This is a genomic window from Sphingomonas limnosediminicola (assembly GCF_039537965.1).
Lineage (GTDB): Bacteria > Pseudomonadota > Alphaproteobacteria > Sphingomonadales > Sphingomonadaceae > Sphingomicrobium > Sphingomicrobium limnosediminicola.
Genome location: NZ_BAABBM010000001.1, coordinates 1649654 through 1662971 on the forward strand (window position 1 = coordinate 1649654; position 13318 = coordinate 1662971).

Annotated in this window: 16 protein-coding genes; 10 read left to right on the forward strand and 6 right to left on the reverse strand. The window is 64.5% G+C overall.

Translation table 11 applies throughout. The features are described 5' to 3' along the window. Positions 1-36: 36 nt before the first annotated feature. The gene (gene thrS, locus ABD704_RS08230; protein WP_344699193.1) at positions 37-2049 is read right to left on the reverse strand and encodes a threonine--tRNA ligase; all 2013 of its coding nucleotides are present in this window, start codon (positions 2047-2049) and stop codon (positions 37-39) included. Between the two features lie 244 nt (positions 2050-2293). Here thrS and ABD704_RS08235 point away from each other — a divergent pair, with 244 nt between their 5' ends. Together ABD704_RS08235 and ABD704_RS08240 are read left to right on the forward strand one after the other, a co-directional pair. Next, the gene (locus ABD704_RS08235) at positions 2294-2509 is read left to right on the forward strand and encodes a helix-turn-helix transcriptional regulator (protein WP_344699194.1); all 216 of its coding nucleotides are present in this window, start codon (positions 2294-2296) and stop codon (positions 2507-2509) included. Beyond that, positions 2509-3330: a hypothetical protein gene (locus tag ABD704_RS08240; protein ID WP_344699195.1), complete on the forward strand. Its 822-nt coding sequence runs from the start codon at positions 2509-2511 to the stop codon at positions 3328-3330. Before ABD704_RS08235 ends, ABD704_RS08240 begins: the two co-directional genes overlap by 1 nt. Positions 3331-3391: 61 nt before the next feature. Here the strand turns inward: ABD704_RS08240 and ABD704_RS08245 are convergent, their stop codons facing one another. The 3 genes from ABD704_RS08245 to ABD704_RS08255 all read right to left on the reverse strand — a co-directional run bounded on the left by ABD704_RS08245 (position 3392) and on the right by ABD704_RS08255 (position 5431). Continuing rightward, complete coding sequence (locus ABD704_RS08245; RefSeq protein WP_344699196.1) at positions 3392-3580, reverse strand: hypothetical protein; 189 nt, start codon at positions 3578-3580, stop codon at positions 3392-3394. A 5-nt stretch (positions 3581-3585) separates the two neighbouring features. After that, positions 3586-4194 carry a hypothetical protein gene (locus ABD704_RS08250; protein ID WP_344699197.1) on the reverse strand — a complete coding sequence of 203 codons (609 nt, stop codon included), beginning with the start codon at positions 4192-4194 and terminating at the stop codon, positions 3586-3588. Positions 4195-4465: 271 nt separating this feature from the next. Further along, positions 4466-5431 carry an aldo/keto reductase family protein gene (locus tag ABD704_RS08255; RefSeq protein WP_344699198.1) on the reverse strand — a complete coding sequence of 322 codons (966 nt, stop codon included), beginning with the start codon at positions 5429-5431 and terminating at the stop codon, positions 4466-4468. Between the two features lie 310 nt (positions 5432-5741). Here ABD704_RS08255 and ABD704_RS08260 point away from each other — a divergent pair, with 310 nt between their 5' ends. Both ABD704_RS08260 and ABD704_RS08265 read left to right on the forward strand, forming a co-directional pair. Then, complete coding sequence (locus ABD704_RS08260; protein ID WP_344699199.1) at positions 5742-6437, forward strand: alpha/beta fold hydrolase; 696 nt, start codon at positions 5742-5744, stop codon at positions 6435-6437. Continuing rightward, positions 6434-7144: a tetratricopeptide repeat protein gene (locus tag ABD704_RS08265; RefSeq protein WP_344699200.1), complete on the forward strand. Its 711-nt coding sequence runs from the start codon at positions 6434-6436 to the stop codon at positions 7142-7144. Before ABD704_RS08260 ends, ABD704_RS08265 begins: the two co-directional genes overlap by 4 nt. Here ABD704_RS08265 and ABD704_RS08270 read toward each other — a convergent pair. Further along, the gene (locus ABD704_RS08270) at positions 7129-7881 is read right to left on the reverse strand and encodes an SIMPL domain-containing protein (protein ID WP_344699201.1); all 753 of its coding nucleotides are present in this window, start codon (positions 7879-7881) and stop codon (positions 7129-7131) included. The genes ABD704_RS08265 and ABD704_RS08270 overlap by 16 nt on opposite strands. Positions 7882-7990: 109 nt before the next feature. Between ABD704_RS08270 and ABD704_RS08275 the strand changes: the two genes are divergently transcribed. The 6 genes from ABD704_RS08275 to ABD704_RS08300 are packed head-to-tail and all read left to right on the forward strand — an operon-like array spanning position 7991 to position 11526. Continuing rightward, positions 7991-8407 carry a VOC family protein gene (locus ABD704_RS08275; protein WP_344699202.1) on the forward strand — a complete coding sequence of 139 codons (417 nt, stop codon included), beginning with the start codon at positions 7991-7993 and terminating at the stop codon, positions 8405-8407. Next, the gene (locus ABD704_RS08280; RefSeq protein ID WP_344699203.1) at positions 8401-9459 is read left to right on the forward strand and encodes an NAD(P)H-dependent flavin oxidoreductase; all 1059 of its coding nucleotides are present in this window, start codon (positions 8401-8403) and stop codon (positions 9457-9459) included. Before ABD704_RS08275 ends, ABD704_RS08280 begins: the two co-directional genes overlap by 7 nt. 9 nt (positions 9460-9468) lie before the next feature. Further along, positions 9469-10188 carry a hydroxyacylglutathione hydrolase gene (gene gloB / locus ABD704_RS08285; RefSeq protein WP_344699204.1) on the forward strand — a complete coding sequence of 240 codons (720 nt, stop codon included), beginning with the start codon at positions 9469-9471 and terminating at the stop codon, positions 10186-10188. A gap of 52 nt (positions 10189-10240) precedes the next feature. Then, entirely contained in the window at positions 10241-10666 is a 426-nt protein-coding gene (locus ABD704_RS08290) for a DUF6491 family protein (RefSeq protein ID WP_344699205.1), read from the forward strand. Between the two features lies 1 nt (position 10667). Continuing rightward, positions 10668-11075, forward strand: coding sequence for a DUF6491 family protein (locus ABD704_RS08295; RefSeq protein WP_344699206.1), 408 nt, complete (start codon positions 10668-10670; stop codon positions 11073-11075). Positions 11076-11133: 58 nt separating this feature from the next. After that, positions 11134-11526, forward strand: coding sequence for a hypothetical protein (locus tag ABD704_RS08300; protein WP_344699207.1), 393 nt, complete (start codon positions 11134-11136; stop codon positions 11524-11526). A 4-nt stretch (positions 11527-11530) separates the two neighbouring features. Here the strand turns inward: ABD704_RS08300 and ABD704_RS08305 are convergent, their stop codons facing one another. Continuing rightward, positions 11531-13276, reverse strand: a complete 1746-nt coding sequence (locus tag ABD704_RS08305) for an AMP-dependent synthetase/ligase (RefSeq protein WP_344699208.1) — start codon at positions 13274-13276, stop codon at positions 11531-11533. Positions 13277-13318 lie beyond the last annotated feature (42 nt).

Below are 13318 nucleotides of genomic sequence, written 5' to 3' on the forward strand. Positions count from 1 at the left end.
TTTGCCGCCATGTGTGGCAGAGTCGCGTCAGGACAATCAGCGCAAATCCGGCGCAACCGCCTCCGCCTTGATCATCGCGACCGCCTCGTCGACGGTCATCACGACCTGGCGATCCTCCGAGCCGAGCCGGCGTAGCGCGACCGTGCCCTCGTCCGCCTCGCGTTTGCCGACGACCAGTAGGAGCGGAACCTTCTTCAGCGAATGCTCACGCACCTTGTAGTTGATCTTTTCGTTGCGCAGGTCGGTCTCGACACGGATGCCCGCGGCGCGGAGCTTGTCTGCCACTTGGCCTGCATAGACGTCGGCGTCAGACACGATCGTCGTCACCACCGCCTGCACCGGCGCCAGCCACAGCGGGAACTTGCCCGCATAATGCTCGATCAGGATGCCGAGGAAGCGCTCGAACGTGCCGATGATCGCGCGGTGGAGCATTACTGGCCGGTGCTTCTGCCCGTCCTCGCCGATGTAATTCGCGTCGAGGCGCTCCGGCAGCACCGTGTCGGCCTGGATCGTGCCGACCTGCCAGGTGCGCCCGATCGCGTCGGTCAGGTGGAACTCCAGCTTCGGCGCGTAAAAGGCGCCTTCGCCCGGTAGCTCTTCCCAGCCGAATTCCTCGGTGTTGCGCCCGGCCTTGGCGACGGCGTCGCGTAGAACCTGCTCGGCATGGTCCCACTCCGCGTCGGTACCGAAACGCTGATCCGGACGGAGCGCCAGTTTGATCGAGTAGTTGTCGAAGCCGAGGTCGCGATAAACGCTGTCGAGCAGGTCGCAGAACTCGACCACCTCATCGATCAACTGCTCCTCGGTGACGAAGATATGCGCGTCATCCTGGGTGAACTGGCGTACGCGAAGGATGCCGTGAAGCGCTCCGTGCGGCTCGTTGCGGTGGCAGCAGCCGAACTCGGCGAGCCGAAGCGGCAGGTCGCGATAGCTCTTGATGCCCTGGTTGAAAATCAGGACGTGCGCCGGGCAGTTCATCGGCTTCAGCGCCATCAGGTCCGCGGTGCCGGAGAAGATCTGCTCGTCGTTCTCGGTCGAGGGGATCTCGTCGGGTACGACGAACATGTTCTCGCGATACTTGCCCCAGTGCCCACTCTTCTCCCACTGGCGGGCGTCCATCAGTTGCGGCGTCTTCACTTCCAGATAGCCGGCCGCGTCGAGCCGCCGGCGCATGTACGCCTCGAGTTCGCGCCAGATGATGTAGCCGTTGGGATGCCAGAAGACGCTGCCGTGTGCTTCGGCCTGGAGGTGGAACAGGTCCATCTCCTGCCCGATCTTTCGATGGTCGCGCTTGGCCGCTTCCTCGAGCCTCACAAGATAAGCGTCGAGCTGCTTCTTGTTCAGCCAGGCCGTTCCGTAGATGCGGCTCAGCATCGGGTTCTTCGGATCGCCGCGCCAGTAAGCGCCCGATACGCGTGTCAGCTTGAAGGCGCTGGGGTCCAGCTTGCCGGTCGAGGCTAGGTGCGGTCCGCGGCAAAGGTCGATCCAATCCGCCTCGCCATGACCTGTCTTGTACATGGTGATCGGCTCACCTTCGGGCAGTTCCATCACCCACTCGGCCTTGAACGCCTCGCCATGGTCGATGAAGAACTGCCGAACCCGCTCGCGATCCCAGACCTCGCGCACCAGCGGCTTGTCCGCCGCGATGACGCGCCGCATCTCTTCCTCGATCGCCGGAAGGTCCTCTTCCGTGAACGGGCCATGCTCCGCCGTCGGCGCAAAGTCGTAATAGAAGCCGTCGTCGGTCGACGGACCGAAGGTGATCTGCGTTCCCGGGAACAGGTTCTGCACCGCTTCGGCAAGGACGTGCGCGAAGTCGTGGCGCACCAGCTCCAGCGCGTCCTTCTCGTCTCGCGACGTGATCAACGCGAGCTTCACGTCGCCCTCGAACGGTCGCATGATGTCGCGCACCTCGCCATCGATCCGCGCCGCAAGCGCTGCCTTGGCGAGGCCCGGCCCAATGGCCGCGGCGACGTCGGCCGGGGTCGAACCTTCCGGCATCTCCCGCACCGAGCCGTCGGGAAGCGCGATCTTGAACATCTTCGTCATGAAGACCGGCATGTAGCGACCCGATGCCGCGCTCTCAACCTAGCGAGATAGACAAGCAAGCTTGACACATAATGGTAGGTCGGTGTAAATGTTTCTTGTCTTTGCGACAATGGAGCTTGACATGACCTGCGGTGATTCGCGCCGGCTCGGCGTGCCCACACCAAGTGTATCCTGTGGTTGCTCCTCGCTTATGCCAACGTGCTTCCGCCGCTTGGCGGGACTCAGAAAGCGCGAGGAGGCGTAAGTGGAAAATCGGCTCCGCGTGCTGCGCGCCGCGCGCAACTGGAGCCAGCAGGACCTCAGCGAGCGCCTCGAAGTCTCGCGCCAGAGCGTCAATGCGATCGAGACCGGCAAGTACGATCCGTCGTTGCCGCTCGCCTTCCGCATCGCCGAGCTGTTCGAGCTCCCGATCGAGGAAATTTTCGTTTCGCCGTCCCGCCGCAGCTCAAAAGCGATCTGATGCTCGCCTTGCTAGCCGCCGCCCAGATAGTCGCTGCGCCAGCGGTCGAATGCCGCTTCGATGCGGTAGCGATGAGCTTCGCCGGAACGCCACTGGAGCAGGCGCGCTGCCTGATGCGCCACGTCCAGCCGGGAGGCAGCGCCGATGCGGAACAGCCACTCCCGCCGACGCTGGCCTCGATCATTGGACAGCCGGTTACGGTCGATCAGGCGAAGCTGGCGGCGATGTTGCGCCACACACGCTTGCCGATTCCCTCGGCGACACCCGTATCCGAAACGCTGGATCACCACCGTGCCATCTATTTCGTCATCCACGATACCAGCTCACCGTGGATCGGCAGCAACCCATTCCTGGCCGGCTTCGACCGCGACCCGCGCTTCAACGAAGTGGGGCAATTCCTCGGCAAGGATGCCGTTGCGCATCTGTTCAACGACCGCCGCGGCCACGTCACCGTCGGCCACGATCTTGAGGTCGGCTGGCGCGCCACCAAGTTGGAGCGGAAGATCGGCGAAAGCGTCCGCGGCCGCTTCCTTCACGTCGAGAATGTCCAGCCCCGCCGCGCGGACCCGTCCGGCCCCGAGCACAACGACCGCATTGCGCCAGAACCCGGCTTCTCGCCCGCGCAGTACCGGACTTTAGGCCTGCTCTACGCCCTCGCGAGCGCACGAGCCGGCACTTGGATGATCCCGGCCTTCCACGCCAACATAGACCGCGGCATTCCAGCGGCCCACGACGACCCGCAGAACTTCGATCTCGCGGCCTTCGACGAGGCGGTGGCAAAATGGCTCAGGAAACTCCGCGCAGGCAATGGAGCACGTTAAGCAAACGGCCCCGCCGGACTAACCGGCGAAGCCGCCTGCTTCATCAATCGTGGGACACGCGTCAGATACGCAGTCCGCTAGCAATGAGGGTGGAACCGGAAACGCTGACGTTGCTGGGCGCAAGCGAGTAAATCCGACCGTTCGTTCCTTGCACGAGCACCCGGATAACTGCGCCTTGCTCGTTCGTAACGACGCGCGTTACGGCGCCGACCTGAGCGCCGTTCTGCAGCACCGACATGCCGGTGGTCACGCCGGTCAGGTTCGGCCCGACGCGCCGAAGAGCACGCTGTTCTGGTTCACGTGAGCTATCCCCGTGGCCAAGGCATGCAGGGGTGCTTTACTGTTCGCCCGAGCCTGCGTTCGCATTGCCACGCCGGTCGAATTCGAGTCATTGACGCCGGTAAGACGTGCGCTCGTCGTCAGCGATCCGCGGCTGTAGGTCAGCTTGCTGGCCGGGATCGGATAGATGCCGCCGTTTGCGCTTTTGACCAGCACCAGTGCGACCGATCCGTTGCCAGTAGTGCGGATCTGCTCAACCGTTCCGACAGCCGTGCCGTTCGAATAGAGCGTGGTGCCGGTGGTGAGGCCTGTCAATGCACCGCGCGTCGCGACGTTCGTTGCCGTCGTGCCCACGAGCACGCTGTTCGCATTGGCATGGGCGACGCCGGTTGCCGACGCATGAGCGAGACCTTGGCTATTCACGCGTGCCTGATTCCGCATCGTGACGCCGGTATTGCGCATGTCGCCGCCCAAGCCGCCGTTGCCAAACGAGCCGTTGCCCATTCCTCCGATGCCCCCCTGGCCGCCGACTCCGAGGCCGCCCGAACCGCCCATTCCGCCCAAGCCTGCCGGAGGTCCCCCCATGCCTCCCCCGCCGCCACCGCCACCGCTAGGTCCGGGGTATGCCGAAGCGGCACTACCGATGATGATCGCACTGCTAAAAAGCGTGGTAATAATTGATTTACGTCCTATGACTAACCTACTGTAAACGCGTCACTTTATATAGGGCAGCAAGTGAACGCGTTTCCGCAACAGGAAGTGTCGGGCGTTACAAAGATTTCACTTTCGAGCCGCAAAAGCCGCCGGTTCTGTCTCTCCTTGGCACAATGTCGCACGGTCGATTGCTGGCGAACCGCTAGGCATCCACGCGGCCGATCGCGTTCTCGATGATTTCCTCGGCGCGTGCGACGAGTTGAGTGTCCACGACCACGCCCGAAGCGGCAGCATTCTCGAGCACCTGCTCCGGCCGCGAGGCGCCGATGATCGCCGAGGCGACGTTCGGCTCGCGGAGCACCCATGCCAGTGCAAACTGCGGCAATGTCAGCGCAGCTTCGTCGGCCAGCGGCCTTAGCTGCTGAACCGCGCGCAGGATCTCCGGCTTCAGCAGCCAACTGATGAAACCGCCCATCTCGTCGCTCTTCGCGCGGCTTCCTGCGGGCGGCGGCCGGTCGGGATCGTATTTGCCGCTCAGCACGCCCTGCCCGAGCGGCGACCAGACGATCTGCGAAATGCCGTTCTCGGCACAAAGTGGGATCACTTCATCCTCGGGCTCGCGCCACAGCAGCGAATATTGCGGCTGGCTCGACACGAACTTCGCCGCGCGGCCCGATCCCGCCATGTCCAGCGCCGCCTGGATCTGCTGAGAATTCCACTCCGAAAAGCCGATGTAGCGAACCTTCCCGCTTGCGACCGCGCGGGTCAGCGCCTCCATCGTCTCCTCGAGCGGGGTCGCGGGGTCGTAGCGGTGGCATTGGTAGAGATCGACGAAGTCGGTCCGCAGCCGCTGCAGCGATGCGTCGAGCTGCTTCTCTATCTGTGCCTGCGACAGGCCGTGATCGGTGTTGCTCATCGGGAAGAAGACCTTGGTTGCCAGCACGTAGCTGTCGCGCGGCCGGCCCTGCAGGGCCTCGCCGAGGAAGGTCTCCGCCGCGCCGCGCCCGTAGACGTTGGCCGTGTCGATGAAGTTGATGCCCTGGTTGAAGGCTTCCTCCAGACAAGCGCGCGCCTTGTCTGCCTCCACGCCGACGCCATAAGTCAGCCACGACCCGAGCGAGATTTCCGAAACGTTGAGATCGCTGTCGCCGAGCTTGCGGTATTTCATGGGGAACTCCTTCGCGTGCGTGCCGACAACCGGCGCGACTACTCCCCGTTCCCGGCCGGCGCAAAGCGATGCGGCGGCCCATCGCTAACCGATTGGCCTGTCAGCATTTCACCTGTCCACGCGAATCGCTCATGGGTACCATTCCCACAGCAAGCGGGAGGGGGAGTTCCATGTTTGATGACACGATGAAGGAAAGCCTGCGCAATCTGGTCGTCGGCCTGGGCCTGACGATCGTCGTAGTGGGAGCCGCGCTGGCCGTCGCCTTTCGATAGGGTTTGAGGCCGTCGGGCTTTCTGTCTAGCCCGCGCGGATGATTACTCATTTCGAAGTAGACGGCCGCCGCGTTGCCTATCGCTTGCGGTCCGGCCGAGGGCCGACACTTGTCTTTCTGCCGGGTTATGGCTCGGACATGGAGGGCAACAAGGCGCTCGCGCTCGACGCCTTTGCCGAACGGACCGGCATCGCGCTGCTGCGCCTCGACTATTCAGGCACGGGCTCCAGCGAGGGGGAATTCAGGCAAGGCACGCTGGCGCGCTGGCTGACGGAGGTGCTAGCGGCCATTGACCAGCAAACCGAAGGTCCGCTGATCCTGATCGGCTCGTCGATGGGTGGGTGGCTTGCGCTCCATGCTGCGCTTCAACGGCCCGACCGTGTCCAGGCACTGGTCGGGATCGCCGCCGCGCCCGACTTCACCAATTGGGGCTTCACCGCCGAGCAAGCGGCACACCTCACCGACGAGGGGCACCTCACCCGCACCTTCTGGGAGTCCGGCCAGCAAGCGTTATTGCTCGACGGCCGGATCGACGCCACCTGTCCCGTCCGCCTCGTTCATGGCGCGGAAGACCGCGACGTGCCGCTCGACGTCGCCTTCCGGACCATGCGCGCGCTCCGTTCAGCGGATGTCCAGCTGAACGTCATCAAGGGCGGCGGACATCGGCTGTCGGAGCCGCACGAGATCGACGCGATCCTGCGCACCGTCCAAGCCCTGCTGGAGCCTGCCCCATGATCCTTGCCATCGCCGCAGCTCTTGCCGCCGCCGCACCCGCAGGCGCGTGCCCCGACGTGGCCACGCCCGACGCGCTCGTGTGCCGCGCGCTGGAGGCGCAAAAGGCCGGCGACAATGCGACCGCCGCGCAGTCGTTCGAGGAGGCCGCCAAGGCATCGCTCTCAAGGGATCCGAAAACCGCGCGCATGTGGGCCGCCGCCGGCAATCTTTGGATCGCCGCGGGCGAGGCCGGGAAAGCTGCGCTAGATCTCGACAAGGCGCTGGCGATGGGCGGACTGGAGGCCGAACAGCGCGGCGAGGCGCTGCTCGACCGCGCCCGCGCGGCGGAGTCGCAGGGCGATCTCAAAACCGCTCGCGCTCGCCTGAACGAAGCCGCGCCAACCGTCTCCGACGATCCCTTCTTCTGGTACTTCTCCGCCGCGCTCGCGATCCGCGAAGGCGATGCGCCCAACGCGCAGACCGCGATCGGCAAGGCGCTATCGCTGGCGCCCAACGACCCGACTATCCTGTTCGAAGCCGGCCACGTCGCCCAATTTGCCGGCGAAGATGCTCGTGCCCGTTATTATTGGGAGCGCGCCGCGGCGACCGATCCGAACAGCGATGTCGGCAAAGCGGCGCGGGATGCCCTTGCGATGCTCCCCGCGCCCTCCACCATAGTTACGCAGCCTCAGCCGCCAAAGCCGAAGGCTACTCAGCCCAAATCGTAATCGATCGTCGTCACGACGCGGACCTTCTGGAACGGCGAGCTGCCGCCGGATGAACCGCAGTCGTCGCAATCCTCGCCATCACGCGCGCCGACCGAGAAATAGCCTTGGCTCGCGGTTTTAATCTTGCCGACCCGCGCGCCGCTGTCGTGCGCGAACTGCTCGGCGCTTTCGCGCGCATTCTTGTTCGCCTCGGCGATCATCTCGGGCTTCAGCTTGTTCAGCCCGGTGAAGGTGTAGCTGACATTGCTTCCGCTCCCGACCAGTTCGACGCCATCGCGCAGCAGCTCGGCCTGGCGCCCATAAGCCGCCCGGACCTTGGGGATGCTGTTGGTACGTAGCTGGATCGAGCGCGTGACCGTGAGCTTTTGCGGACCGACAGGGTTGCCCTCTCGATCCGTCGGCTGCTCGCGGCTCATCGACACGTTGTAATCCTCGATCTCGTCAGGCCGGAAGCCCGACCGGAGGAAGAACGCCCGCACCGCCCGCGCCTGCTGGTCGACCGCCTGCTGCGCCGAGGCGAGCTCGGTGCCCTGGTGGGAAAAGTTGACCGACCAGGTCGCAAGATCGGCCGTCACGTTGCGTTCCGATACGCCGCGCACGGTGACATTCCGGTGCTCGGCCATTTTCGAGCGACGGAGGCCATCGCCCAACGCGTAACCACTCGTCGTAAGTCCAAGCGCAAAAATCGCGACCGCGCCCAAAAGGACGGCACGGCTGTCCTGCAACTTCTGGATCATGGGATGAAAACCCCTGCGTTCGTCCGCATATACGGCAGCCACCGGTCACGATCGCCGGTCACGACTGCGACGAACCGTGCTTTAATAGCGATGAATTGAGGCAAGCGAAATGAAATTCCTGCACAGCATGATCCGCGTCTCCGATCCCGAAGCGACTGTTGCATTCTTTCAACAGCTGGGGCTCGAGGAGCGGCGGCGGATGGAAAACGAAGCGGGACGCTTCACGCTCATCTTTCTCGGTGTCCCCGGCGACGAGGGCGGAGAGGTTGAGCTCACCTACAATTGGGATGAGGCCGGTTATCCCGGCGGCCGCAACTTCGGCCACCTCGCCTACCAGGTCGACGATATCTACGCCTCATGCCAGCGGCTGATGGAGGCCGGAGTCACCATTAATCGCCCGCCGCGCGACGGCCGCATGGCGTTCGTCCGCTCGCCCGACAACATCTCGGTCGAACTGCTTCAGAAGGGCGCCGCGCTCGCGCCTGCCGAACCTTGGGCCTCAATGCCCAACACCGGCGAATGGTAGGCTGGCCGCGAACGAATTTCCTGGAGCTCGTTGGGAGCGAGCATCCGATCGTTCAGGCGCCGATGGCGGCCGCCGGTGGCGTCGAGCTTTGCGTCGGCGCGATGGCCGGCGGCGCGGTCGGCTCCCTTCCCTGCGCGATGCTATCCGCCGATGCCGTGCGTGAGCAGGTGACCGAGGTCCGTCCAAGAGCCGCCGGACCGATCAATCTCAATTTCTTCTGCCACAAGCAGCCCGCGAATGCAGACGACTCCGCCTGGCGCTCGCTTCTGCGGCCCTATTATGCGGAATACGGCATCGAGCCGACCGACGCCGGCCCACAGCGAAAGCCCTTCGATGAAACCATGTGCGCCGTCGTCGAGCAGCTCAGGCCGAAGATTGTCAGCTTCCACTTCGGCTTCCCGGCCAACGATCTGGTGCAGCGCGTCAAAGCCGCCGGCGCAATCGTGATCGGCAACGCGACGACGGTGGAGGAAGCGCGGTGGCTCGAGGAGCGCGGCGCCAATGGCATCATCGCGCAAGGTTTCGAAGCCGGCGGCCATACCGGCCGCTTCCTCGGCTCCGACCCCGCTGACGCGCTCGGCCTGTTCGCTCTACTGCCTCGCGTCGCCGACGCCGTATCCGTCCCGGTGATCGCCGCTGGCGGCGTTGCCGACGGGCGTGGGATCGCCGCGGCGTTCATGCTCGGCGCGAGCGCCGTTCAGGTCGGCACCGCTTACCTCCATTGCCCGGAAAGCCTGATCCCCGATGCCCATCGCGCGGCGCTCGGCAAAAGCGACAGCCTGTTCACGAACCTCATCACCGGCGGCCTCGCTCGGGGCTTGCGCGGACGGCTGATGCGCGAGCTCGGCCCCGTGCGCAGCGAAGCGCCGCCATTCCCCCTCGCAAGCGCCGCGCTCGCACCGATTCGCGCCGCCGCGGAAGCAAGGGGCGAATATGGATTCGGCGCCATGTGGGCGGGCCAGGCAGCTGCGCTCGGCCGCTCGCTTCCCGCCGCCGAGCTTACCCGCAAGCTCGCCGCCGACGCGCTGGCGATCCTGGCTCGCGGCGCGTAGGGAACGGCCATGGAGATCGTCCCGGTCCCGGCCTTCAGCGACAATTACATCTGGCTCGTCCACGATGAGACGAGCGGCGAGACGGCGGTCGTGGACCCCGGCGATGCGACGCCGGTTCTGGCCGAAGCCGAGCGCCGCGGCTGGACCATCTCGCAGATCTGGAACACGCACTGGCATCGCGACCACACCGGCGGGAACCTGGCGGTCAAGGACGCAACCGGGGCCCGCGTCTCCGGCCCCTTGGCCGAAACCATTCCTGGCCGGGATGTCGACCTTGCCGAAGGCAGCGAGATCCGCCTCGGCGACCATATCGGCCGAGTGATTGAAGTCCCCGGCCATACGCTTGGCCACATCGCCCTCCTCTTCGACGAGGAACGCGTCGCGTTCGTCGGCGACACGCTTTTCGCCATGGGCTGCGGCCGCCTGTTCGAAGGGACGCCGCAGCAGATGTACCGCTCATTGCAGCGGCTGACCGAATTGCCGGAGGACGCGCGGCTCTTTTGCGCGCACGAATATACGCTGTCGAATGCGCGCTTCGCGGTTCACGCCCATCCGGCCGACCAGGCAACGGCCGAACGCCTCGCCGAGGTCGAGCAATTGCGCGGCGAAAACCGGATTACCCTGCCGACGACCGTGGCGCAGGAACGCCGCACCAACCCCTTCGTTCGAGCGAAAGACTGGGAAGAGTTTGCTCGTCTCAGGATAGAAAAGGACAGCTTTCGTTCATAAGCGGAAGCGCCAATGCTATGACGGGCATTGGGGGGAATATCAGGAGGTCGTCATGCGTGGCTTTTCTCTCCTCTTGCTCGGCGCGGCGCTAGGCTCATGCGCCGCCGTGCCGGGTTCTTCGGATCAGTCGGCGCGCAGCGCCAAGATGGAACGCCGGTTCCAGGAGCTGACCGCCAACAAGGTCGCCCAGCCCTCCGTCAATTGCCTCCCGGCCTATCGTTCGAGCGCCAACGACATGACGGTCATCGATGACCGCACCGTTGTCTTCCAGCAGAACAGCTCGCGCGTTTATGTGGCGCACATGCAGGGAAGCTGCCCGAACATTGGTGTCGGGCCTTACGCTCTGGTGACCCACCAAGTCGGCACCGCAAGCATCTGCCGCGGCGACATCGCCGACGTGGTCGACACGATGGCCCGTACGACGGTTGGAAGCTGTGTCTTTGGCGACTTTACACCTTATGTGCGGCCAGGCGCCTGACATGCGCCGGATCGCGATGGTCGGGCTGACTGCCGCGGTCGCCTCCTGCGCCGCGCCGGCCCCGTACCAGCCGAGCCCACGCACGCAGCAGCAGCTCAACCTTCTGCTCACCGGCAAGGTGGCGGGGAAGCCGATGAGTTGCCTGCCCAGCTACAACGCAAATGACATGCAGGTGATCGACGGGCGCAACGTCGCGTTCAAGCTCGGCTCGCGCACCGTTTATCTGATGCACCTGTCTGCGGGCTGCGACCTGCTCGGCAACGGCGGCTACGCGCTGGTGACGAAGCAGTTCGGCGGCCTTGGACTGTGCCAGGGCGACATCGCCCGCGTGTTCGACACGACCAGCCGCTTCACCGTCGGCTCTTGCGGCATCGAAAGCATCACGCCCTACACGACGCCGGGCCGGTAGCTTGTAGAAGCGCGAAACCGCGCTAAGCCTTCCTCAATTGTGGTGCGGGGGGAAGCGTATGCGTCGGTTCGGGATTGTATGTGCCGCGTTGATCTTGATGGGGGCGAGCGACAGCGTTGAACCGCCACGCACGCCGGAGGCGCAGGCCAAGCTCGACAAATGGCTTGAAGGGCGCGTTGCCGGTGAACCGAAAACCTGCGTCAAAACCGAAATCGTAACAAGCGCGATCGGCATCGACGACCGAACCATGCTGTTCAGGGATAGCCCGCGGATCTGGCGGACCGAGCTTCGCGCCAGCCTGCAATGCGGCCAGCTAGGAAAGCAGGCGACGATCCATACTGAAAGTGCCGCGAGCCGAGTCTGCAGCGGTCAGCAGCTGGAATTTTCCGACGGTGGAATTGATGGCGCCTGCGTGTTCGGCGACTTCACGCCCTACACCAAGTCCAAATAACCGCTTAGCGCCGATATAGCCCGAGAAGGCGCTCGCCGTAGACGTTACTGATGACGTGGCGCCGGATTTTCATCGACGGCGTCAGTTGCTCGTTGTCGATGGTGAAGGCTTCGTCGGCGAGGATGAAGCGGCGCACCTTTTCGATCACCGACAGGTCGGCGTTGACGCGGTCCACGGCGCGCTGGAGCCGTTGCTGGAGGTCGGGCTTCGACGCGATCTCCGGATCGGGGACGAGTAGCGCGACAAGGTGTGGCTGGCGATCACCGAACACCATCGCCTGCGCGATTTCCGGCTGGATGGTGAGGATCCCTTCGATCCGCTGCGGCGAGACATTGTCGCCCTTGTCATTGACGATCAGGTCCTTCTTGCGATCGGTAATCTTGATGCGGCCCTTTTCGTCGAAATGGCCGACGTCACCAGTCGCAAGCCAGCCGTCCTTCAGCACGCGCGCGGTCTCTTCCTCGTTGCGCCAATATCCATGCATGACGTTCTCGCCGCGCACCATGATCTCGCCATCCTCGGCAATGCGCACTTCGCAATTCTTGACCGGCGGCCCGACCGTATCGAGCCGGATGCCGACGCTCGGCCGGTTGCAGGCGATGACCGGCGCCGCCTCGGTCTGGCCGTAGCCTTGAAGGAAGGTGATGCCGAGCGACTGGAAGAAAATGCCGACGTCGGGATTTAGCGGTGCGCCGCCGGACACCCACGCCTTGACCCGCCCGCCGACTTTCTCGCGCACCTTCTTTCGCAGCGTTAGCGCGAGAAATCCGTCCATCGGCATGTCCCAGGGCTTCAATCGCCCATCATATTTGTCGCTGCCGATTTTGAGCGCCCGTGAAAGCAGATATTTGGAAAAGCCGCCACTTGCTTCGATGCCCTTCATGATGCGCGTTCGCAGCAGTTCGAACAGCCTCGGCACGACGACCATGATCGTCGGATGCACTTCCTCGATATTGGCGGCGAGTTTCTCGAGGCTCTCGGCGTAATAGATCTGCGCACCCAGCGCGACGGGGAAGTGCTGCCCGCCGCTATGCTCATAGGCATGGCTTGCCGGCAGGAATGACAGGAATAGCTCGTCGCCCCAGCCGAAGTCGGTCGAGATGATATCGGTGCAGCCTTCGAGGTTGTGGAGGATCGCGCCGTGATGCTGCTGCACCCCGCGCGGCGCGCCGCCAGTGCCGCTGGTGTAAATGATGCAAGCGAGGTCGCCGCGCTTCACCGTCGCGATGTCGCTGCGAAGCCTTTCGACATCGGCCTCGCCCTTGGTGAGTTCCGCCCAGTGATGGACGTTGACCCAATCCGGCGCCTGGCCGGCGCGGATTTCCTCCATGCCGATGATGTGATGACACTCGTCGGAATTGAAGACTGCCGGCACGAGGTTCTTCGCCAGCTTCTGCGACGAGACGATGACTGCGCGCGCGCCAGAATTCCCGAGCACGTGCGCGTGGTCCCGCGTCGTGTTGGTCGTGTATGTCGGGACGGTCACGCAGCCCGCCGCCATGATGCCGAGATCGGCGATCAGCCATTCGGGACGGTTCTCGCTGACCAGCGCAACGCGGTCTCCAGGCCTGATGCCGATGCGCTTAAGCCCGGCCGCAAGTGCCGCGACCTGCCGCGCAGCCTCGCCCCAGCTGATCGACCGCCACGCGCCTTCTCGCTTCGCCCACAAAAAGGGCGCATCGCCCTTCTCCGCCGCGCGGGTCAGGAACAGCGAAACGAGATTGTCGAAATGCTCAAGCTGCCGCGCCATGCACATCCTCCCCTAAGGCCGCGCTCTTTAGCGCAAAGGGCG

Excerpts from the sequence above, each read along its gene's own strand:
- ABD704_RS08300 (WP_344699207.1), top strand. The coding sequence starts at position 11,134 with ATGCGTCGGTTCGGGATTGTATGTGCCGCGTTGATCTTGATGGGGGCG.
- thrS (WP_344699193.1), bottom strand. The coding sequence starts at position 2,049 with ATGACGAAGATGTTCAAGATCGCGCTTCCCGACGGCTCGGTGCGGGAG.
- ABD704_RS08270 (WP_344699201.1), bottom strand. The coding sequence starts at position 7,881 with ATGATCCAGAAGTTGCAGGACAGCCGTGCCGTCCTTTTGGGCGCGGTC.
- ABD704_RS08240 (WP_344699195.1), top strand. The coding sequence starts at position 2,509 with ATGCTCGCCTTGCTAGCCGCCGCCCAGATAGTCGCTGCGCCAGCGGTC.
- ABD704_RS08255 (WP_344699198.1), bottom strand. The coding sequence starts at position 5,431 with ATGAAATACCGCAAGCTCGGCGACAGCGATCTCAACGTTTCGGAAATC.
- ABD704_RS08250 (WP_344699197.1), bottom strand. The coding sequence starts at position 4,194 with ATGGGGGGACCTCCGGCAGGCTTGGGCGGAATGGGCGGTTCGGGCGGC.
- ABD704_RS08280 (WP_344699203.1), top strand. The coding sequence starts at position 8,401 with ATGGTAGGCTGGCCGCGAACGAATTTCCTGGAGCTCGTTGGGAGCGAG.
- ABD704_RS08265 (WP_344699200.1), top strand. The coding sequence starts at position 6,434 with ATGATCCTTGCCATCGCCGCAGCTCTTGCCGCCGCCGCACCCGCAGGC.
- gloB (WP_344699204.1), top strand. The coding sequence starts at position 9,469 with ATGGAGATCGTCCCGGTCCCGGCCTTCAGCGACAATTACATCTGGCTC.
- ABD704_RS08305 (WP_344699208.1), bottom strand. The coding sequence starts at position 13,276 with ATGGCGCGGCAGCTTGAGCATTTCGACAATCTCGTTTCGCTGTTCCTG.
- ABD704_RS08290 (WP_344699205.1), top strand. The coding sequence starts at position 10,241 with ATGCGTGGCTTTTCTCTCCTCTTGCTCGGCGCGGCGCTAGGCTCATGC.
- ABD704_RS08295 (WP_344699206.1), top strand. The coding sequence starts at position 10,668 with ATGCGCCGGATCGCGATGGTCGGGCTGACTGCCGCGGTCGCCTCCTGC.
- ABD704_RS08275 (WP_344699202.1), top strand. The coding sequence starts at position 7,991 with ATGAAATTCCTGCACAGCATGATCCGCGTCTCCGATCCCGAAGCGACT.
- ABD704_RS08260 (WP_344699199.1), top strand. The coding sequence starts at position 5,742 with ATGATTACTCATTTCGAAGTAGACGGCCGCCGCGTTGCCTATCGCTTG.